The following is a 22829-nucleotide window of genomic DNA, read 5'->3' on the forward strand; positions in this document are numbered from 1 at the left end:
TATGATTAAGCCATCAGGTGGACGTTCGTTTCTTACATGCATTCGGAGGTCCCACGTGAATTCACTCGTAAGGGGGTATTTTGATGAATAAGTGGTTGTCGAAGCTTTTAATTGCATCGATGCTTGCTGCAGCTTTTCCTGTAAACGCTGTCAATACGTCTGCGGCGGAACCACTCCCGGCTTTTCCGGGAGCTGAAGGAGGCGGCAAATATGTGAGCGGCGGCCGAGGGCAAGTGGTATATGAAGTTACTACACTCGATGATTACAAGAGTAACGAAACACCGATTCAAGGCTCGTTGCGCGACGCGGTTAGTCAGAGCAATCGGACCATCGTGTTCCGTGTCGGAGGCACTGTCCGTCTCAAAGAAAGTCTAAAGATTAGAGGCTCGAATTTGACTATCGCAGGGCAAACCGCTCCTGGTGACGGCATTACGGTAACTGACTATACGACGACTATTGAAGCGGACAATGTGATCATAAGGTTTATGAGGTTTCGCTTAGGCGACCGTTATCCGAGCGAGGATGATGCGTTCGGGGTCCGTTACCATAAAGACATTATCATTGATCACAGTTCATTCAGTTGGTCAGTCGATGAAGTCGTCAGCTTGTACGATAATGCCAATACGACCGTGCAGTGGTCAATCTCCGCAGAGAGCATGCTCATGACATCTCACCATAAAGGCCGTCACGGGTATGGAGGCATCTGGGGAGGCAATCAAGCAACGTATCACCATAACCTGATTGCCCATAGTGTGAGCCGGAATCCGAGATTTCCAACGGTCATCGTCCAGTACCCGGATATTACGGAGGCATCCAACAATATCATTTACAATTGGGGATTTATGTCCACTTACGGCGGCGGTGACGGACAGTATAATTTGAACAATAACTATTATAAGTTTGGGCCTAGCACTTATTCTAACGTTCGTAATTTGCTGTTCGGCGAGTTAAGCTCTCCAAGCAAAATGTACATTAACGGCAATATGATGGATGGGGATTCTTCCGTAACGGCCGAAAACTGGAAGGGAGTTCTATCGGTTGAGAACCCGGCATCGAAGCTTTCTGCGCCGGTAGCCGTTAACGGCGGATACATCTCCGAATCGGCGCAAGCTGCTTATGAGCATGTGCTCGCGAATGTGGGAGCCACCTTGCCCAAGCGTGATGCCTACGATGCTAGGGTTATTCAAGATGTGATACACCGCACAGGGCAGCATATTAATTCTCCGCGTGAGATAGGCGGTTATCCCGATTACCCGGAGGTCATCTCCGCCATAGTCGATCAGGACCACGACGGCATGGACGATGTGTGGGAAGCTGCAAAGGGATTGTCTCCTGCCAATGCCGATGATCGGAACGCAACGAACCTATCACCGGAAGGGTACACGAATCTGGAGGTATATCTCAACGACTTGATTGTTCAAGGATCCGCCAGTAACAAAAATACGGATAATCCGGCCGTTTCCATCACCTCGCCGGTGAACAATAGCCTGAAGGAAGCCGGAAGCCAAATTACGGTGGAGGCAGCCGCCTCCGATAGCGATGGTATTGCCAAGGCTGAACTGATTATTGATGGAGCAAAAGTAGCAGAGGATACGACGGCTCCGTACAGCTTTGATTGGAGTAACGTAACGGACGGCACTCATTTCCTTGTCGTTCGCGCTACCGATACCATGGGGCTGTCCACCCACTCAGACAATGTCGCAGTTCATGTGAACACGAGCGGCCCGATTACTCCGTGGCAATCGCAAGATATTGGCAATGTCGGCATTCCTGGCCATACGCAGCTGGGAGGCGATGCGCAGGCCGTCACGGTGAAATCGGCCGGCGATATTGGAGGAACCGCGGATTCGTTCCACTTCGCTTATCAGCCGTTGACAGGGAACGGCGAGATTATTGCGCGAATCGAGCACGTAACGCCTACCGACGATAATGCGGAGGCAGGTGTCATGGTCCGTGAATCGCTGAATGCTTCCTCCAAGATGGCGATGCTCTCGATCCCTTATGTCAAAATGGGGGGGAAAAAGGCGTCATGATCAGCCGTTCGTCGACGGGCGAAGAGTCGGCGAGAATCGAGCCGGAAGATTTCATTGCAACCCCATATTGGGTGAAGCTCGTTCGAATCGGCAGCCAGCTGACGGGCTTGATTTCTTCAGACAAGACAAACTGGAAGCAGATCGGATCCCTTGATATACCAATGGCGGAAACCGTCTATTTCGGGTTAGCGGCAGACGCCTCGAAGGCGCCAGATGACATTAATAAGTACAACACGTCTGTATTCAGCGGTGTGGAGCTTCATACGCTTGCTGCAGACTTTCCAATGCCACCGCAGGCGCAGGCGGCAACAGCAGGAGAAAACAAGGCGGTGCTGGCTTGGTCCCCTGTAAGTGAAGCAACCGGTTATCATATCAAGCGAAGCGATATTCCTGGCGGTCCTTATACGACGATTATGACCAACGTTGCTTCACTGTCTTTTACCGATTCGAATTTAACACCTGGCAAAACGTATTATTATGTCATCAGTGCTGTAAATGCACAAGGTGAAAGCTTCGATTCAAAGGAGGTCAACGTCACTCCTACCGGTGCACCAGAGGTCGTTTGGCTCGTTGCGGATGATTTCGAAGGAGATGCCATCGGAGAGATGCCGACTGGGTACACATTAATTAATCCCATTCCGATGACAGCCACGAATAAAGTGATCACACAGACGGTTCCTGGGACAAGTGCGGGGAATAACTCATCCAAAGCGATGCAGCTATATGATACAGGCTCGGTTAACACCCGGACAGCGAAAAGCTTTACTCCGCAAAAGGGCACAGTTATCATCGAAGCGGATTACATGCAGCAATCGATGATTGGCTCGGCCGGCCTGTTTCAGTTGCAAACGCCGGATGGCGGCAAAACGCCTTTGTCATTGGAAATCCGCAAACCTGCAAATGAAAGCAATAACGTGTTTGTCATCAATAATGGCGGTACGTATATCAAGGTGACAAACGAGCAGCCGCCATTAAACCGTTGGACGAATATCAAGATCGAAGCGAACATCTTGACGGGTAAAGCAAAAATTTATGTGGATAATGTTCCGGCCGCGACTCCGGAGATCGACTTCCTCAGCACGGCGCTAGCGGATACGAAGGCAAAGGGGATAGGCCGCATTCATTTTTCCACGCCGGGCTCCGGAACAGGCAGCCCCTATTGGGATAACGTGAAGGTGTATGTAGAGCCGGTAGCTTCTCCGAAGGGATTGGCTGCGGTACCGGGTAACGCACAGATTCAATTGAATTGGGATGCGGCGCAAGGAGCTGAGTCCTACACCGTAAAACGCAGCACGGCCAGCGGAGGTCCTTATCAAACGGTAGCCTCCGGTATTACGGCTACATCCTATATCGATGCAGGACTTCAGAACGAAACGGCCTATTATTATGTAGTTACAGGAGCAGGCGCTTCCGGTGAAAGCGCTCCGTCCAACGAGGTGAAGGTAACGCCGTCACAGTCAGCGGAAAAACCTGAAGCTCCTGCAGGGCTTGTACCGATCGTACGAAACAGTCAAATAGATTTGAGCTGGAACAGTGTAAATAATGCGGTCTCTTACATTGTTAAGCGAAGCCTGTCAGCCGATGGTCCTTACACGAAAGTTGCTGAAAGTACAGCTACCTCATATCGCGATGGCGGACTGAGCAATGGGACGACGTACTATTATGTGGTTTCCGCCAAGAGTGTCGGAGGAGAAGGCCAGAATTCCGAACCGGTTCAAGATCAGCCAGCTGCACCAGTCGCCGCTCCTGCGATAAATGTTTTATGGGGCAACGGTCAGGCTGAGCTTCGTTGGAACGCAGTGGATGGCTCTTCGACCTATACCATTCAACGCGCTTCGGCTTTCGAGGGACCGTACATAACCCTTCAACCGATGGTAACCTCAACAAACTATACGGATACGGGGCTTGAAAACGGCAATGTTTATTATTATAAAGTGACGGCCTCGGGCGTAAAAGAAACGAGCTTGGAATCCGCCGTTGTTTCCGGACGACCTGTGGAGGATATTGGAATTCCAGCAGCCCCGGCTGCAGTGAAGGCAGTAAACAGCGCGAATCAGGAGGTTAGTGTTGTGTGGAACCCCGCACAGGGTGCGGCTGCTTACCGCGTCAAAAGAAGTGAAGTCGAGGGCGGCCCGTATCAGGTTGTGGCCGAAACGGTTGCCGGCACCCGATATGCCGATAATGGGCTAACCCAAGGGAAGACTTATTTCTACATCGTTACGGCCGTCAATGCCAATGGAGAAAGCTATAGCTCGGCACAGGTGAAGGCTGATGCGGTTCAGGTAATTACGGTAGCGAAGGATCAGAGCGGGCAGTTCAGCACGGTTCAAGCGGGCGTTGATTCCATTCCGAACAATAATCCATCCCGTATCGTTATTCGTGTGAAAGCCGGAGAATATCGGGAGAAGGTTCTCATCGGCACCGGAAAAACCAACATTAGCCTTGTCGGCGACGGTCCGGAGCTTACGAAAATCATTTATAACGACTCGGCCAGCAAGCCTGCACCTGGCGGCGGTACGATCGGCACTTCAGGCAGTTATACCTTAAGCGCGCAAGCGAACAATTTTTTGGCCCAGGATCTGACGATTGAGAACGATGCGGGCTTGACGGCGGGCCAGGCGGTAGCTTTACAAGCCAGAGGAGACCGCCAACAGTTCCGGAATGTCCGGCTTGTCGGCTTCCAGGATACGTTATTGGCAGATGGCATAGGAAGACAATACTTCGTTGACAGCTATATCGACGGCTCAGTAGATTTCATCTTCGGTTCCGCAACAGCCGTGTTCGATCGTGCGGTTATTCACAGCAAAGCACCAGGCTATGTGACCGCAGCCTCTACGCCTCAGGGAGCAAAGGGCTATGTCTTTGTGAACAGTAGGCTGACGGCGGATGCGGGGCTTAGCGGGCAAGTAGATCTGGGAAGACCATGGAGACCTTACGCGAATGTGGTATATATCAATAACTTTTTGGGTGACCATATCCGGCCTGCAGGCTGGAATAACTGGGGCAATGCCGCAAACGAAGCCACTGCCGATTACGGCGAATACTTGAGTTACGGACCGGGAGCCAACCCGGCGGGGCGGCTTTCCTGGACAAAGCAATTAACGAAGGAGGAGGCTGCACAGTACACAGTGACAAAGGTTCTTGCCGGTAATGACGGTTGGAATCCTGCGTCTGAAGATATTCGGTTATTGAACAGCAATGCAGCTTTAACCGGCATAATGATAGACGGCACGCAACTGGCGGACTTTACGAAGCAGAAGCACGATTATATCGTCACACTGCCTTATGGAACGACAACCGTACCTCAGGTTAGTGCAAATGTAAACGCAGCTACGTCAACTGTTCAAATGGTACAGGCGGATAAGCTGCCAGGCAAGGCCGAGTTGAAGGTGACTGCGGAGGATGGAACGCAGCGCATTTACACGATAAGCTTTGAGGTAGAACCTGACCGTGTGCCACCTTCGGCTATCGTTACCTACAGCACGACACAGGCGACAAATCAACCTGTTACGGTGACAATGGAGCCAAGTGAACCTGCATTTGTAACAAATAACAACGGATCGTACAGCTATACCTTCCTGACCAACGGCAGCTTTACTTTTGAGTTTACAGACGAAGCGGGAAATAAAGGAACGGCAACGGCTGTCGTGAGCAATATCGACACAGCGGCGCCGACTTTGGAAGTGATTCCGGAGCATCTCTCTTTATCGCCTGCGAATCATAAGCTGGTATCCGTCCATATGAATGTTTACGGGCAGGATGAGGGTTCCGGCGTCAGTACGATCGTGCTGACCTCGATTACAAGCAATGAGCCTGACAACGGCTTGGGTGATGGAGATATGCCGGAAGATATTCAAGGTGCCGACTATGGAACCTCGGATACGGATTTCCTGCTGCGGGCTGAGCGCTCAGGCAAAGGAGAGGGCCGCATCTATCGGATTACGTATACGGTGACGGATCTGGCAGGAAACCAGATGACGGTTGTTGCCGAGGTTAAAGTTCCGCATAATGAGGGTAATAAATAATGGAATGGAAAAGCGGGCAGGTCCGTCCTGTCCGTTTTTCTGCCTATGTTGGACAAATATATATAATTTTTTGATTTTGTGTCATGGATGTAGCAAGAAAATGAGCGATATCTTGCTCTATAATTTAATGTGTGATTTGAAATGTGAATATGTTTGGACAGGAAGGGGTTTGTTAGATGAATCAAACGGAAATTGTGAACCAAACATACAGCGCAATGCCAGAGGTGATGCTTCCTCGTATTCCGGACCGTACGTTTACTCTGACCGATTTTGGTGCTGTCGGGGATGGGCAAACGGACAACTCGGAGGCGTTCCGATCGGCGATTCAGGAGGTAGCTGAAGCCGGGGGCGGGAGGCTAATCATTCCTGCCGGTTTGTGGTTGACCGGTCCGCTCAAGCTGACGAGCAGACTGGAGCTGCATACGGAGGCAGGAGCTACTGTATTGTTCAGCAAGCGTTTCGAGGATTATCCCCTGCTGCACTCACACTTTGAAGGGAAGCCGGTCGTTCGCTGCCAATCTCCGCTGGATGCAGAGGGTCTAGAGGATATCGCTATTACCGGTGACGGTATTTTCGATGGCGGCGGGGAAGCTTGGCGCCCTGTAAAGAAGTGGAAGATGACGAAGAAAGATTGGAACCGCCTCCAGAATAGCGGCGGGGTCATCGATGAATCAGCGGGCATTTGGTGGCCTTCTGCAGCTGCCATGCAGGGATCAGAACTAGTCGAGAAGCTGATTCAATCAGGTGAGCAGGATCCGCAGGCTTATTTGCCTGCACGCGAATATTTGCGTCCGAATCTGCTTAGTTTCCGCCGATGCAGCCGTATTCTGCTGGAAGGAACTACCTTCCAAAACTCTGCCGCCTGGAACCTGCATCCTTGGGCATCGGAACATATTACAATACGTCGAGTCAATGTGCGAAATCCTTGGTTCGCTCAGAATGGAGACGGCTTGGATGTAGATTCGTGCCGCTATGTGCTGGTGGAGGACTGTACGTTCGATGTCGGTGACGATGCTATATGCATCAAATCAGGCAAGGATGAAGCGGGACGCGCGCTTGGCATGCCGAGCCGATATGTGACCATACGTCGATGTACAGTATACCATGGGCATGGAGGCTTCGTTATCGGAAGTGAGATGTCGGGCGGCGTCAGCGATATCCATGTTACGGACTGCACGTTTATTGGAACCGATATCGGCTTGCGGTTCAAAAGCGCCAGAGGACGCGGTGGCATTGTTGAGCGGATAAGGATCGAGCGCATCCGCATGATGGATATCGTAGGGGAGGCCATCTCTTTCCATTTGTTCTATGAGGGTGTAGAAGGTTCTGGTTCGGCACAAGAGGAGATGCATCCCATTTCTGAACAAACACCGGTTTTCCGACAAATTGTCATTTCAGATATCGTTTGCACCGGCGCGGATAAGGCTTTCCTAGTCAATGGTTTGGCTGAAATGCCGCTGGAGGATGTTACCCTGCGCAATTATCGCGTTTCCTCGGTGCAAGGAGTCATTTGCCATAACGTCAAGCGGTTGCTGCTTGAGGGGACTGAGTTGAAGCTTCGACAAGGCCAGCCGATAAGACTTCATCAAGCGCAAGGTGTTCGAATAAAAGACTTAACCGTAGAAGGAGCGCAAGAAGTCGGCTCCCTACTGGTTGTAACGGGGGAGAGGACAGAAGGAATTGAATTGGAAGGGAAGGATGAGATTTCTTTCCGGCTTAACTTCTGACGTGCTGCTTCCGATATTGCAGCGGCGAGCAGCCGCTTACCTTCTTGAACGTTTTATTAAAATGGGAAATATGTTCGAAGCCGACGTGTTCGGCGATCTGCTGAATTTTGGCTGTCGTTGTTCTCAGCAGCTTTTGAGCTTCGCGTACCCGAATGATTCGGATATATTCGCTTAAATGAAAGCCTGTTAGCTTCAAGAAAACACGACTTAAATACGACGGGCTAATAAAGAAGATCCCGGCTAACTGCTCGAGTGTGATCGGCTCGCTAAAATGGGTGTGAATGTGGGCCGTTATTTCAGAGACCTTCTGGTGCATCGGATGCTGAGACTCAGCCGAAGTATCGGCTAGTGAGCCGATACGGTGGAGGCGGATGAGCAAGCCGATCAGAAGCTGCCGGATATAGGATTCGTAAAAGGCCTGATGCTCCTTGCATTCGGAAAGCATGTACAGAAGCGAATTCTCTAGCTCATCTTGTTCTTTTAGCGGAACGCGCAGAAGCGTGGATTCGAGAAAAGGAGGGAGCTCCAGCACTTGTCGCTCGGGCTGTGGAATGAATCGGGGATCGAATTGAATGAGCACTCGCTCCACGTGCTCGACCTGGGAGCTTGCCGTCGAATGCAAATCACCAGGGACCACAATAACCATATCGCCTTTTTGAGCAGTGAATATCTTGCCGTTGATAAAGTAGACACGTTCGCCTTGCAGCAAATAATACAGTTCAAAACCTGTATGCACATGCGGGCGAGGCATGATGGAATAGCCCGTTTGCTGCAGCTGCTGAATGGCGAAAAGCTGGTCATTGGTCGTATACTTTTGTCCGATTCGTTCACTCATGGGGAAGCGTCCTTTCATTAACTAATGAAACATCACGGATTTGATCTCTTTTTTGTACATAGTAGCACAGGTGAAATAGAAAGGGGAAACGGAAATGGAAAAGAAAATGGAAAGTATGCAAGATAACTCTTGCATTTGGGCAGCCGATTTGGGAAACGGATATTATAGGAATCCTGTTATCTACGCCGATTATTCGGATCCGGACGTAGTTCGCGTCGGTGAAGATTTTTATATGACAGCATCGAGCTTCAACAGTTCACCCGGCTTGCCGATTCTTCATTCCAAGGATCTTGTCAACTGGCAGATTATCGCGCATGCCGTGGACCGGCTGCCCGGCGGTTATGACAATGTGGTGCGGCACGGGGATGGGGTATGGGCTCCAAGCATTAGGTTTTATGGTGGTAAGTTTTGGATCTTCTTCAGCGCGCCGGATGAGGGTATCTATATGACGACTGCCGTGGATCCAAAAGGACCGTGGACGCCGCTTCATCTGGTGAAGGAGGTCAAGGGCTGGATCGATCCATGTCCATTCTGGGATGAGGACGGTGAGGCTTACTTGATACACGCATTTGCGAAAAGCCGAACTGGAATCAAGCATAAGCTTAAGCTATGCCGTATGAGTGCGGACGGCAAAGGGCTGCTGGACGATGGCGAGGTCATTTTTGATGGGGAAGCTGACCATCCGACGATGGAAGGACCAAAATTGTATAAACGCAACGGATATTACTATATTTTTGCACCTGCAGGGGGTGTTCCTACCGGGTGGCAGACGATACTTCGTTCCAAAAGCATTACAGGACCTTATGAGGACAGAATTGTACTTCATCAAGGAGACACTGCGATTAATGGACCTCATCAAGGCGGTTACGTCGAATTGAATTCCGGGGAATCGTGGTTCGTGCACTTTCAGGATCGGGAAGCATACGGGCGTATCGTCCACCTGCAGCCAATCCGTTGGGAGAACGACTGGCCTGAAATGGGCATCGATTCGAACGATGATGGGATCGGAGAGCCTGTGTTGGTGCATAAGAAGCCGAATGTTGGACGCGAGTGTCCGATTACCGTTCCGTCTACGAGCGACGAATTCGAATCGCCGACTCTGGGTCTGCAATGGCAGTGGCAGGCGAACTGGAAGCCTTCATGGTATTCCTTAAAAGATAGCCCAGGTAAGCTCCGTTTATATGCCGATCCTCTGCCGATTGGCGTAACGACGCTTTATCAAACGCCTAACGTGCTGTGTCAGAAGCTTCCAGCCCCCGCATTCACTGCGACGGCAAAGCTGACGTTCCGGCCTGGAACAGCAGGGGATCGAGCCGGTTTTACTGTATTTGGGCATGAATACCGGTATATGGCGATGAGTCAAGATGAAGAACGGTTCCTGCTTACTTATGTTCAGGGAAGAGGGAGTAAGGATGGCTCGGAAGAAGAAATAATGGAGAAAATTGAACTTCCGGCTGGTGTGAACACCGTTTATTTCCAAGTAACCATTGTGCCGGAGGCGGAGTGTTCGTTCGCGTATAGTGTGGATGGCGATCACTTCGTACTGATCGGCGACCGTTTCATCGCGGTGCCGGGCGGTTGGGTCGGCGCGAAGCTCGGATTATTTTGTTTGCAGCAGCAAGGACTTCCAGGGGGAGGTTATATGGACGTCGACTGGTTCCGGGTGAAAGAGCAATAATTACGAATACGGTCGTATAAAGCTCGTTTGAGGAGTTTTATACGGCCGTTTTTTTAACATTCGCGCAGCTAAGGGAACTATAGGGCGCTATTTCACTGAAAATAGCCCTTTGAGCCAGCGAGAGGGAACCGTGGTCCTCTATTTTGCCTAAATAGCGTCCTGGATTTCCCTTAAACAGAACTGGATCGCGATAATCACTTCAAATTAAAAATAATCATCAGATTATAAAAGGTCAAGTATCGCCTGTAAAATCACATTCAAATCTCATGATTATATACGTAACTTGCGCTTCTCATTATGATTAAGCCATCAACATCCATCACCACCAATTCAAGGAGGTCCACAAGATGACAAAGAAGAATGTCGCCATTATCCTTTCCGCACTGACGGCGGTTTCCATGTTGGCCGGATGCGCCAGTAAAACCGACTCGGGCTCCGAAGCGGCAAAAGCAACAAGCGAAGCACCGAAGGGTCCTGTTAAAATCAGTATCATGGCCGATTTGCAAACGACCGAGGTTCCTTCCGATAAGCTTGAGAAGGTTCTTGAGCAAAAAACAAATTCCGAGCTGGACATTCAATGGGTACCGGACGGGTCCTATGATGAGAAGTTCCAAGCTGCTTTCGCAACGGGTTCCATGCCCCAGGTTGTTTACTTGAAGAACGCGGCTTCCTTTATCCTTATGCGCGATGCCATCAAGAATAACCAGTTTTGGGAACTCGGTCCTTACCTGAAGGATTATCCGAACCTCAAGAGCTTGAATCAGAAAATTCTTAATAATACAGCCGTTAGCGGGAAAATTTACTCTCTGTACCAGGAAAGACAACCGGCTCGTGCGGGCTTGATCTACCGGAAAGACTGGGCCGATAAGCTTGGACTCTCCGCGCCAAAAACGGTAGACGAGCTATACAACATGCTGAAGAAGTTCAAAGAAGCGGATTTTGCCGGCGGCGGTAAAACGATCCCCATTTCTGACCGTAACGATTTAGTGTACGGCGCCTTCAAAACTCTCTCTATGTACTTCGGAACACCGAATGGTTGGGGAACTCAAGACGGCAAGTTAGTCCCCGACTTCATGACTAAGGGATACCTTGACACGATGAAGTTTATGAAGAAGCTCCGCGATGAAGGCCTGATCAACCAGGATTTCCCGGTTACGAGCAAAACGGATCAGCAGAATCTGATGTACACCGGCCGCTCAGGACTCTATATTGGGACGATGGGCGATGTCAAAGGCTTCCAAGAGAAAACGGTGAAAAACATACCGGAAGCGCAGTACGAGGTAACCAACGACATTAAGGGCGTTGACGGTAAGAACACTACCTGGGGGCTTTCGGGCTACGGAACTGTTGTGCTTTTCCCGAAATCATCCGTTAAATCCGAACAGGAATTGAAGAACATCCTTGGTGTCATGGATAAATTCTACTCTCCTGAAATAGCCGATCTGCTCAAATACGGTCTCAAGGATGAGCATTATACGTTGAAAGACGGTAAAGCAGTTCCTTCCACGGACAGCAAGCTGATTGAGAAGGAAGTAAGACCTTATCTGAACATGGCGCTGTACGAGACAACTAACATAACACCTAGCTTCTACTCTCTGCCTGCTTTAGAGAAGGCCAATAACCTTTCAAATGAAGCTGTTAAATTTATGGTAACGGACCTATCCGTATCCCTGGACTCCAAAACGTTCAATGAAAAGGGTGCCCGGCTTCAGGATCAAATTAAAGACGCTACGTACCAGTTCATCATGAACAAAATTGACGAGGCAGGCTTCCAGTCGGCAGTGAAAAAGTGGCAAAATGACGGCGGCCAAAAAATCATCGACGAGTTCAACGAGCAGTACAAGAATAACGGTGGAAAATAATCAGCGTTAAAAGGTGGAGGCTGCTGAATGACTCAGCGGCCTTATCTTTCAACAAGAAAGGAAGGCCCACATCATGAACCATATAGCTGCTCGGGCGGAGACGGCATCGGTCTCAAAGGCGAAAAACACGTTCTGGAAAAGGGTTCTGCGGAACAAATTTATCTATCTTATGGTTTTGCCAGGCTTTATATATTTTATTATTTTCAAATATATCCCCATGGCTGGACTCGTCATCGCATTTCAAGATTATCAACCTTACAAAGGTTTTTTGGGAAGCGAGTGGGTTGGGCTGGAACACTTTCGCCGGTTGTTTACCGACCCGGGGTTTTGGCAGATCTTTAAGAACACACTGATTGTATTCGTGGTCAATATCTTCTTCTATTTCCCGGTACCCATTCTTCTTTCGGTCATGCTGAATGAAGTAGCGAACGGTTACTTCAAACGGCTTGTTCAGACGATCGTTTATATTCCGCATTTTCTTTCATGGGTCATTATTGTATCCATCTCTTTCGTTATGCTGACCATGGACGGAGGGATAATTAACGAAATTATGGTTATTCTCGGCTTACAGCCTGTCAACTTCCTAATGAACTCGGAATGGTTTTATCCCATGTATGTTCTGCAAGTGATATGGAGAGAAGCGGGTTGGGGAACCATCGTTTTCCTAGCGGCAATGGCGTCTATTGACCCGGGCCTTTATGAGGCGGCACGTATGGACGGAGCCGGCCGACTCCGGCAAATCTGGCACATTACGCTCCCTGGCATCCGCAATGTCATTGTTGTGCTGTTGATTCTCAAAATCGGAAATGTGCTGGATACCAGCTTTGAACATATTTATCTGATCCTCAACTCCATGAATAAAGACGTGGCGGAAATTCTGGATACGTTTGTATATACGGCAGGTTTAAAACAGGGACAGTTCAGCTTCAGTACCGCCGTCGGCTTGTTCAAATCTGTCATCGGCTTTGCCCTGGTGCTAGCCTCCAACTGGCTGGCGAAGAAATTCGGCGAAGACGGCGTTTATTAAGAATCGCTACTATGAAGGAGGTCCAACGATGATTACAGATAAAACATTCGCCGGCAGGATGTTTGATTTTTTCAACATCCTCTTGCTTAGCCTTATCGCTATTTTGATGCTGCTTCCGTTCCTTCACGTGGTGATGGGGTCGTTTACGACTGCGGAAGAAATAGCACGCAAACCGTTTGTCTTGTTCCCGACCGTTTTTACTTTTGATTCCTATCGCTATATTTTTTCAACGAGCACACTGTTCAAAGCCATGGGTGTATCCATCGGGGTTACCGCCGTGGGCACGTTGATCAGTATGATTCTCACCTCTATGATGGCCTACGGCCTTACGAGAAGGGATTTGGATGGCCGCAAAACGATGAATCTAATGATTGTGTTCACAATGCTGTTCCACGGCGGCTTGATTCCATCTTTCCTGATCGTGAAGAACCTTGGATTAATCGATACGTATATGTCTTTAATTCTTCCTGGAGCGATCAGCGCTTTCAACCTGATTATATTGCGGAGCTTCTTCCAGGGCTTGCCTGACGGGGTGGAGGAATCGGCCAAGATCGACGGCTGCGGGGATTTCGGCATTCTATTCCGGATCGTTCTGCCGTTATCGATGCCGGCTCTGGCTACGATTTCTTTGTTCTACGCTGTCAACTACTGGAACTCTTACTTCGGGGCGATTATGTTCATGAATGATGCGGACAAATGGCCGATTCAAGTTCTGCTGCGCCAAATTGTTATTGCGGCGAGCGGCATGGCGGCTGATACGGGCAACGAGTTCGTCAAGCCGCCGGAGCAAACGATAAAAATGGCCGTTATTGTGGTTTCCACTTTACCGATCCTTATTGTTTATCCGTTCCTGCAGAAATATTTCGCTAAAGGCGCTTTAGTAGGCTCCGTTAAGGGGTAATTGAAATTGGGAGGCTGTCATTGATGAAGCAAATAAGCGCTTATCCTTTGCAGGCAATGAGAGGCAACTACGCGGATCCATCGGTTATTCGGGTCGGGCGTGATTATTATATGACGCATACCTCTTACAAGTATTTGCCGGGGCTGCTGATTTGGCATTCCCGGGATTTGATCAATTGGAAGCCGGTTTCAGCTGCTCTCCGTCAGTATGTCGGGGATGTTTGGGCGCCTGATTTTGCAGAGCACAATGGAACTTATTATATCTATTTCCCCGCAAACCGGACGAATTGGGTAATCACAGCACCGTCGCCTTTAGGACCATGGAGTGACCCCGTTGATCTTAAGATCAGGGGAATCGATCCGGGACATATTGCGGCACCGGACGGCAAGCGGTATCTGCATCTCTCCGGCGGGGATTTTGTAGAGCTGGCACCAGACGGACTGTCAGTGATTGAATCGTCCAGACATGTCTATGAAGGTTGGAAGTACCCAGAAGATTGGGTGGTGGAGGCCTTCAGTTTGGAGGGTCCAAAGGTGACATACCGGGATGGATACTATTATTTAACCGTTGCAGAGGGAGGGACGGCGGGTCCGCCTACCGGCCATATGGCCGTATCGTCACGATCTATTAACCCTTGGGGGCCTTGGGAGCATTCACCTTACAATCCGATTGTAAGGACGTTATCTCGGGACGAGCTTTGGTGGTCCAAAGGACACGCCTCTTTGATCGATACCCCGGACGGAGATTGGTGGGTGGTCTATCACGGTTATCTGAACAGCTTCCATACATTAGGCAGGCAAACGCTGGTTGAGCCAGTCGAGTTTACGGAGGATGGTTGGTTTAAACCATCAGGTACGGCAATGAAGATGAGATCGGAGCCGGATAGCGGAATGCCGATGGAGGACGACTTTACCGGGATTAAGCTGGGGCTTCAGTGGCAGTGCAGCGGTCATCCTCCGGAGGAGCGTTATCGGGTTTCAGACGGAGCACTTGTTACGGTAGGCCGACAGGAAAAAGAAAAGGGTTCGCCACTTTTGTATATGCCGGGTGACGAGAGCTATGAGGTAACGGTAGAAATTGCCGCCGCCGACGAGGCGGAGGGGCGGCTCGTACTCTACTATAACGATGAAGCCCAGCTTGGTCTGGGAGTTTCGACGTCCGGAATCCGCCATTTCCGCAGCTTTAAGAACTACAGGACCATCCCGGTGCAGGGGAGCAGCACCTTTTTACGTATTCGCAATGATCGTCATATCGTTTCCTTCCATTATAGCGAGGATGGCGTGATTTGGAATCAGTATGATAAAACGGTGGACGCTTCCGGCTTGCATCATAATACGCTGGGCGGTTTCCTCAGCTTACGAATTGGGCTTGATGCCGTAGGTGACGGAACGGCGGCATTCCGTCGATTCCGATACCAGCCGATCGGTCCAAAGAGTGGGGAGGATTTGCGTTGAACCAAAGCATCGAGAACATTTTGAAGGAAATGGATCGGGTATTCGAAGGGTTCTTTGAATGGCTCGAAGATCAGTATGACGAGGCAACCGGAGGCTTCTTCTACGCTCGAAGCTCTAAGGAATCAGGTGTATTCCTACCTGACATTGAATCTACGTCCCAGGCAATCAACATTATGGAACGCTGCGGGATTTTGGAGAAACTGAGTCCGGAACGCAAAGAACGTATGGTACGCTTTTATCAAGCAAAACAGGATCCAAACTCCGGGAATTTCTATGATGAAGACCCTAACATGCGATTGGATGACGTTATGGTGGGCCGGGCCATCGGCTACAGCATTCATTCCATGGCTAAACTTGGAGGGACTCCGCTTTACCCCTTATCAAAGGAGCGACAAGCTTCGCCTGAATATATGAGGTCTTCAAAAGTTTACGGAGAATGGCTTCGAAGCATCAGTCTAGCCAATAGTTGGCGTGGATGCGATCGGTTGTGTAATTCCGCTCCTTACATTGGGCAATTGACAAAAGAGGAGCGGGAACCATTTCTTAAAGAGGCGTTTGACTATTTCGATTTCATTCAAGACCGACATACAGGGCTATGGGGAGAGGGAGGTTGGTATGTCCGAATTTCGGGGACCTTCAAGCTGCATACGTTTTATAACAGGTTTCAAATTCCGCTTCCGAGGGTTAGTGAGATGTACCAAAGCATAAAATTTACACTTCGGAACGACGATGCAAAGGATATGTGCTACATACGCAATCCGATCAATCTGCTGTCTTCAATGAAGCTGAATATTCCACCAGAGGACATGAGCGAAATGGCAGATATTACTCTGATCAATCTGACAAGGCTAAAGCAGCAAGACGGCGGATTCTCCAGAGAACTGGCCCATTCTCCTGCCGCCCCTAATGTGGCACAGGTGAAAGAAGGCGAATATTATCCCGAAATGCCAGTGGCCGTTCCGCTTGGATTGGGGCTGGTCGAAGGGGATATGAATGCGGGAACGCAGGCGATTCTCATTCGGTGGTTATGCCATGAGTTGGCCGGATTGAAGCCGAAGCCGCTTCCCGTTCTTACACGATTATTCGAATAATTGCTTTTCGAAAGGAGCTTACCTGTCATGAGTCTTATTAAAGAAACGTTGCCGCAAACGCCCGTCGAGTGGGCTAAATCCGCCTGTGATTCCCTGATGACCAAATTTAAACCCGAGGAGCTGCCGCCTGCAGGAAGGTGGCATTATCATGCGGGTATTTTTTTATATGGCATGCTGCAGGTCTGGGAAAAAACAGGGGAGGACGTATACCTGAACTATCCAAAGGGTTATGTTGACTCTCTTGTGGATCCGAATGGAAATTTTTTCTTTGCCCGAGATGAACTGGATGCCATTATGGCCGGTTTGCTTCTGTTTACGCTGGATGAAGAATTTGATGATCGGCGGTATCGGGTGGCGGCGGAGAAACTGCGCCAGCTGTTTAATACCTTGAACCGAACAACGGAGGGTGCCTTTTGGCACAAGGATAAATACCCGTACCAGATGTGGCTGGACGGCCTTTACATGGGCGGCGTCTTTGCAGTCATCTATGCACGGAAGTATGGAGATCCAAAGCTGATAGAGATGGTGCTTGACTGGGAACATTTAATGCGGAAGCATATGTCAGATGAGCGTACAGGGCTTCTGTACCACGCATGGGATGAGAGTCGACAGTTTCCTTGGGCGAATCCAGATACCGGGTGTTCTCCTGAGTTTTGGGGGAGGTCACTTGGCTGGTATGGCATGGCACTGGTTGATTTCCTTGACGTATTGCCGACGGATCATCCCGGCCGGGAGGGATTGGGGCAGGTGCTACACCGCTTCGTTCACGCTCTTATCGGGTTTCAAGATGAGAAGACGGGATTATGGTATCAGGTAGTGGATAAAGGGGATCGGCCGGACAATTGGTTAGAAACCTCGTGCAGCAGCTTGTTCGTTTATACTATTTCTAAAGCCGTTCAGCACGGATGTGTCGGTGATACTGCCTTGGAAGCTGCGCGCCGGGGATTCCGAGGCTTGACGGAGCGGGTTTATTTTGATGAGAAGGATCGTCTGGTAGTACCGGACATCTGTATAGGTACTTCTGCCGGTGATTATTCCTATTATTGTTCCCGTCCGGTTAGTGAAAACGACCTTCATGGAATGGGCGCTTTTATTCTTGCCTGTGCGGCCATGGACGGCTTAGTTTAAAGGAACAAGAGGAGAAGAAAATGGACAAACTCGTAGTGGATGCCGGCGGCGGCAGCGGGCATTTTCGAACTGTTCAGGAAGCGATCAACGCTGTGCCTGACCATTCGGAGAATCGTACTGTTATATATATCCGCAAGGGGATATACCGGGAGAAGCTTATAGTCCCGCAAAGCAAACGGAATCTTACCCTGTTTGGCGAAAGCATGCTAGAGACGGTGTTGGTATATGGTGACTACGCACGCATGAAGGATGCAGATGGACAGGAGATTGGCACCTTCAAGAGCTGCAGCATGTACATTTATGCCGATCAATTTCATGGGGAGAACCTGACGATAAGCAATGATGCGGGCTGTGGGGATATTGTGGGTCAAGCGGTTGCTTTGCATTCGGAGGGAGACAAAGCCGTCTTCCGCCGGATCCGCTTGCTAGGCCGTCAGGATACCCTGTATACACCTGGGAACGGACGGCAATATTTCGTAGATTCCTATATTGAAGGAACGGTTGACTTTATTTTCGGGTCGGCGACGGTCGTTTTTGAACGCTGCGAAATTCGAAGCGTAACACGTACCGGAGATGAAATGAATGGCTTGAATCCGAAAACTGGCTATATTACGGCATCGAATGCACCTGAAGGGCAGCCTTATGGATATGTGTTTCTGAACTGCTCGCTGACGGGAGGCGCTCCGGAGCAGAGCGTTTTCCTAGGCAGACCTTGGCGGGCTTACGCACATGTCTTGTTTCTCCATTGTTATATGGAGAAGCATATTCATCCGGATGGCTGGAACAACTGGCGTGATCCCGTACGCGAACTGACGGCCCGTTACGGGGAATACGGCAGCAATGGGCCGGGAGCCGACCCGGGGAGCCGGGTACGTTGGTCACGGCATCTTACAAAAGCGGAGGCAGACGCAATTACTGTGCAGACTGTGATCAGCGGCACAGAGAGCTGGGGCTGCCGTTACTTAAGCAATAGAAAGTGTACTACATGTAATGAGAAGGCTCCGTTTAGTGATGTTAATTTTGTATAGTGACTATAATACCGTCAAGGGACTCACGGGCCCGATTGACGGTTTTATTTACATCGTTTCGTGTTCACATACAAGGTCGGACTATCGTTCTGATTACGCATGACAGCGGGCACCGGAACGAATATTAGTTTGGACGAGATGCAGGTGTTTGCTTCCAGCTTGGTAAATTCTTTAACGGTAAATGATAGCGCGAATGCGTCCGACTGGACGGTCAAGTGAACCGTTGGAGAAATGATGACCTTAGGCAGGAGACGAAAGGGGCGAGCAGGTTGACTGATGGCGAAGAAAATAACGGCTAAGCAATTGCTGGATCAATGGGCGCAATTATTGGAAAAAGAAAAGGCGGATTTTGATGCTGCTCTAAAAAAATAATACAAAAGAAGGAGAGAATGCCGCATGTCGGCATTCTCTCTTCGCTTTATGGCGGAGAGAGTTTAGATGTATAAGCACTTTTTTGAAAGCGCTTGTAATTGTATAAGGTTATTGTAGAATAGTGAATAAATATGGAGTTTGGTTTACATGCATCTAAGAGAGAGGTGGCTTCTGTTTATGTATAAAATGCTCCTGGTAGATGATGAATCCAGACAATTAAAGGCATTGGCCAATATTGTCAGAGCTTTGCGTCCCGAATATAAGGTGTATGAGGCTCTTAACGGTAGATTAGCGCTTGATTTTATTCAGGACAACCCTATGGATGTCATTATGACGGATATTAGAATGCCTGAAATGGACGGCTTACAGCTAGTTGAGGCCCTATATGAGAATAAAAATCGCGCCAAAGTGATTTTGCTTACCGGCTATGGAGAATTTGAATATGCCCAAAAGGCGATACGTTTCGGTATTTTTGATTACATTGTGAAACCTTTTGGAAAATCAGGTCTTGAAAAGCTACTTTTGAAGATCGACCAAGTTCTTGAACTAGAGTATTCAGAGAATAAAAGAAGGGAAGATATGGCGCGGAAGTTAGACGAATCACTGCCTGTGTATCAAACCCATCTCTTAAATAAATGGATTCATGGTCAGTTAAACGAAGCTGAGTCGAAAGAATTGGAAAAAGCGGTTGGAACTGAGGGAACAGGTATCCTTTTGATTACGGAATTGGGAACAAGCAATCCTATAGAAGCGTCTAAAGAGCGAATCATGCATCAAATGAATATGGAGCTAAAGTCGCTTTTAAAGAGTCGTGGACATGTGATTTCATTCTTCCTGGATGGGCAAGAGAGTACCGTGGCTTTTGTTGTTTCAAGTAAGGAGGCGCGACTATTCCGTCCCAAAGAGTTGTTAGTCATTTTGGAAAACTGGATATCCAATTGTAAAGCGGAACACGGCATGAAAATAACGGTCGGAGTAGGGGCGGCATGGACCGAAATGATGGTGAGCGGTAAGAGTTGTTACGAACAAGCTCTTTCCGCGCTGCAGCGCAAGTTTTTTCTCGGTTCAGGTCAAGCGATTTTTTTTGAGGAAATGACGAGGGAGACATCGAAAGTTAATCCTTTGGCCGGACAAGAGGAAGAACTGTTGGCTGCTATAAAAAAGGGCGATAAGGATGCAATGAATAACAGCATAAATGCTCTTTTTGAACCTATTCCACATTTAACCCATTTGAATCCGGCGGAAATCAAAGAAGATGTCATTCGTTTAATCGTGTTTCAGTTAAAAGCGGCCAAACACTTCATTGGCGAGGAAGAGTATCACATGAGCCTGAGGGAAATTAGAATTCAGCTGGTTTCCTGTGAGGATTATAATGAGCTGCGTTATTGGACGAAAAAGATCCTGCTGAAGATGATCGATCTTTATCAAACGGCTGGGAAGGATAAAAATCGCATCATTGTTGAAAAGTGTATGACCTATATTCAAGAACATTTCGCGGAAGAACTGTCTTTGGAGTTAATTGCGCAAATGTATCATTTTAACACCTCTTACTTTAGCAGTTTATTTAAAAACCACACCGGTACGAGTTTATCGGATTATGTGATCAAGGTCAGGATGGATAATGCGAAGCGATTATTAACCAATTCGGATCATAAAATTTCTGATATTGCCGTTAAAATCGGATACAAGGATTCGGCCTATTTCATTCGGCTGTTCAAAAGAGAACTAGGGATCTCACCTAATAAATTCAGGCATTTGACAGGAAAGGAATCCTAGTATGAAATCAAAAGCTAATCTCACATTCCCACAAAAGTTTGGGCTTAAAACTCAGCTGGTGGTGACTTATTTGCTGCTGATTACGATCCCTCTTAGTTTCTTCGGCTACCAATATTATTCGGTTAGTAAAAATGTCGTATCGGACATCGTACAGAAAAATGTGTATGAAATTGTCAAAAAAAATAATGAAATTATGGACACCAAGCTGTCGCAGGTGACGGATAATATTTTGTCATTTATGGTGGATAAGGATCTTTACAGTACTTTTTCCGAGATCAAGCCGGAGGAAGACTATCAGATTAATTTGTTGGATAAAAAAATATCAGTCATTATGGACAAATATTTCTCGCATTCCCCGGACATTTATTCCTCGCAATTAGCCACCAGTTACTATACATTTGGCCCAACCATGGCCTCGAACAATGGCGGCTACAAAAACTTTATTCCTTCAGGCGTATTGGAAAATACGCAGCTTTATCAGACTGCTATTAAGAGCGACGGTAGAATCGAATGGATTCCGACTTATGAATTCTCCAGTATGTTCCACCTGGATTATATGAAAGATGCGAATGTCGAATACCGTCACATGTTTTCCGCTGTCGAGATGATCAATGGGTCCTATTTTGACGGTTTAAATTATCATACATTTCCCCCGAATATTGAAAAACCTGTGTTAATTGTTAATTACAAAGCAGATTTCTTTCAAAAAGCATTTACCGGGATTACCCCTGTTGATGGAAGTTACTTTTTTGTCGTGACGAAGGAAGGTGACATCGTATCCCATCAAGATCCAACCCAAATTAGCAAGAAAGCGGAATGGCCTTGGCTTCATGAAATCGTTGATAAAGGCAGCGGTACAGCAAACATTCAGATTGACGGCAAAAATAGGATCATTTGCTTTGATACCTCCAAAGTAACGGGGTGGACTTCCGCTGTGGTTATCCCACCTGATCAATTGTTAGGTAAAATCTTGGATACGATGAAGACTTATATCATTTACTCTGTCTTTATCTTATTGATCATTTCCTTTTTCACTTCTTATTTTATTACAGACCGTATTACCAAACCTATTCGCAACATGCTCAAAGCGATTAAGAAGACTGGGGAAGGCAACTTTGATGCTAGTATCAAGGAAGAAGGAAGCAGGGAACTTGCTGTATTAAGTAAAAAATATAATGAAATGAACGGAAAGATTCAGAGGTTGATTGAAGAAAATTATGAAAGCAAAATTAAAGAAAAAGAAGCTGAAATAACAGCTTTAAATCTTCAATTGGATCCTCATTTTATGTACAATACGCTCAATTTAATTAATTTAATTTCTGTAGAAAACGGACAGGATGAGGTTAGTGAAATGATTGTCAGTTTATCTACGATGCTGAAATATACGGTAAAATCTCAAAAGCCACTGGTTCCCTTTAAGGATGATTGGGAGTACCTCAAAAGTTATATTTACATTATGACAAAGAGATTTGAAGGAAAGTTTCATTTCGAATATGAGATGGATCCAGGATTGTTCGTATACGGGGTTCCTAAATTCTTTTTGCAGCCATTCGTAGAAAATGCGCTTGTGCATGCATTTGATTCCCAGCAGATGGAAGGGGTTATCAAGATTTCTTGCTGGATCGAAGATGTAAATAGATATTTTCGGATTGAAGATAATGGCAAAGGAATAGCGAAAGAAATGCTGGAACACCTGTTGGATGAGAAAAACGATTCAATTGGCATCCAAAATGTGAACAAAAGGATTCGCATCACGTATGGAGAAAACTATGGCCTTCATATTGAATCGGAAGAAGGGAAAGGCACAAAGGTCACCATTTGGCTTCCTCAGGATTAGAGTATTTAAGTGCTAATAATAGTGCAAGAAAACAATAATAATGTAATTTTTCGAG

General features: G+C 48.0%; 14 protein-coding genes. 13 read left to right on the top strand and 1 reads right to left on the bottom strand.

The window, feature by feature from the left end:
* Positions 1 to 83 precede the first annotated feature (83 nt).
* The 3 genes from QFZ81_RS09255 to QFZ81_RS09265 all read left to right on the top strand — a co-directional run bounded on the left by QFZ81_RS09255 (position 84) and on the right by QFZ81_RS09265 (position 7785).
* The gene (locus QFZ81_RS09255) at positions 84 to 2033 is read left to right on the top strand and encodes an Ig-like domain-containing protein (protein ID WP_307602429.1); all 1950 of its coding nucleotides are present in this window, start codon (positions 84 to 86) and stop codon (positions 2031 to 2033) included.
* Positions 2030 to 6058 (top strand): pectinesterase family protein, encoded by a 4029-nt coding sequence (locus QFZ81_RS09260; RefSeq protein ID WP_307602431.1) that lies wholly within the window; start codon positions 2030 to 2032, stop codon positions 6056 to 6058. Before QFZ81_RS09255 ends, QFZ81_RS09260 begins: the two co-directional genes overlap by 4 nt.
* Before the next feature lie 176 nt (positions 6059 to 6234).
* On the top strand, positions 6235 to 7785 hold the full coding sequence (locus QFZ81_RS09265; protein ID WP_307602433.1) for a glycoside hydrolase family 28 protein: 1551 nt from the start codon (positions 6235 to 6237) through the stop codon (positions 7783 to 7785).
* On the opposite strand, the gene QFZ81_RS09270 is transcribed toward QFZ81_RS09265, so the two are convergent.
* Entirely contained in the window at positions 7775 to 8620 is an 846-nt protein-coding gene (locus QFZ81_RS09270; protein ID WP_307602436.1) for an AraC family transcriptional regulator, read from the bottom strand. The two genes, QFZ81_RS09265 and QFZ81_RS09270, sit on opposite strands and share 11 nt — an antisense overlap.
* A gap of 94 nt (positions 8621 to 8714) precedes the next feature.
* On the opposite strand from QFZ81_RS09270, the gene QFZ81_RS09275 reads away from it, so the two are divergent.
* The 10 genes from QFZ81_RS09275 (at position 8715) to QFZ81_RS09320 (ending at position 22774) form a co-directional block, all read left to right on the top strand.
* Complete coding sequence (locus tag QFZ81_RS09275) at positions 8715 to 10298, top strand: glycoside hydrolase family 43 protein (RefSeq protein ID WP_307602439.1); 1584 nt, start codon at positions 8715 to 8717, stop codon at positions 10296 to 10298.
* A gap of 347 nt (positions 10299 to 10645) precedes the next feature.
* Positions 10646 to 12160, top strand: a complete 1515-nt coding sequence (locus QFZ81_RS09280) for an extracellular solute-binding protein (protein ID WP_307445230.1) — start codon at positions 10646 to 10648, stop codon at positions 12158 to 12160.
* Between the two features lie 73 nt (positions 12161 to 12233).
* Positions 12234 to 13187, top strand: a complete 954-nt coding sequence (locus tag QFZ81_RS09285; RefSeq protein ID WP_307602440.1) for an ABC transporter permease — start codon at positions 12234 to 12236, stop codon at positions 13185 to 13187.
* Positions 13188 to 13215: 28 nt separating this feature from the next.
* A complete protein-coding gene (locus tag QFZ81_RS09290; RefSeq protein WP_307445227.1) occupies positions 13216 to 14088 on the top strand; it encodes a carbohydrate ABC transporter permease in 873 nt (290 codons plus the stop codon).
* Between the two features lie 23 nt (positions 14089 to 14111).
* Positions 14112 to 15542: a family 43 glycosylhydrolase gene (locus QFZ81_RS09295; protein WP_307602443.1), complete on the top strand. Its 1431-nt coding sequence runs from the start codon at positions 14112 to 14114 to the stop codon at positions 15540 to 15542.
* The gene (locus QFZ81_RS09300) at positions 15539 to 16633 is read left to right on the top strand and encodes a hypothetical protein (protein WP_307602445.1); all 1095 of its coding nucleotides are present in this window, start codon (positions 15539 to 15541) and stop codon (positions 16631 to 16633) included. Before QFZ81_RS09295 ends, QFZ81_RS09300 begins: the two co-directional genes overlap by 4 nt.
* 27 nt (positions 16634 to 16660) lie before the next feature.
* Positions 16661 to 17761 carry a glycoside hydrolase family 88/105 protein gene (locus QFZ81_RS09305; RefSeq protein ID WP_307445218.1) on the top strand — a complete coding sequence of 367 codons (1101 nt, stop codon included), beginning with the start codon at positions 16661 to 16663 and terminating at the stop codon, positions 17759 to 17761.
* Positions 17762 to 17781: 20 nt separating this feature from the next.
* On the top strand, positions 17782 to 18789 hold the full coding sequence (locus tag QFZ81_RS09310; protein ID WP_307602447.1) for a pectinesterase family protein: 1008 nt from the start codon (positions 17782 to 17784) through the stop codon (positions 18787 to 18789).
* A 549-nt stretch (positions 18790 to 19338) separates the two neighbouring features.
* On the top strand, positions 19339 to 20937 hold the full coding sequence (locus QFZ81_RS09315) for a response regulator transcription factor (protein ID WP_307602449.1): 1599 nt from the start codon (positions 19339 to 19341) through the stop codon (positions 20935 to 20937).
* 1 nt (position 20938) lies between these two features.
* Positions 20939 to 22774 (top strand): sensor histidine kinase, encoded by a 1836-nt coding sequence (locus QFZ81_RS09320; RefSeq protein WP_307602451.1) that lies wholly within the window; start codon positions 20939 to 20941, stop codon positions 22772 to 22774.
* Positions 22775 to 22829 lie beyond the last annotated feature (55 nt).

The organism is Paenibacillus sp. V4I9, from assembly GCF_030817295.1.
GTDB lineage: Bacteria > Bacillota > Bacilli > Paenibacillales > NBRC-103111 > Paenibacillus_E.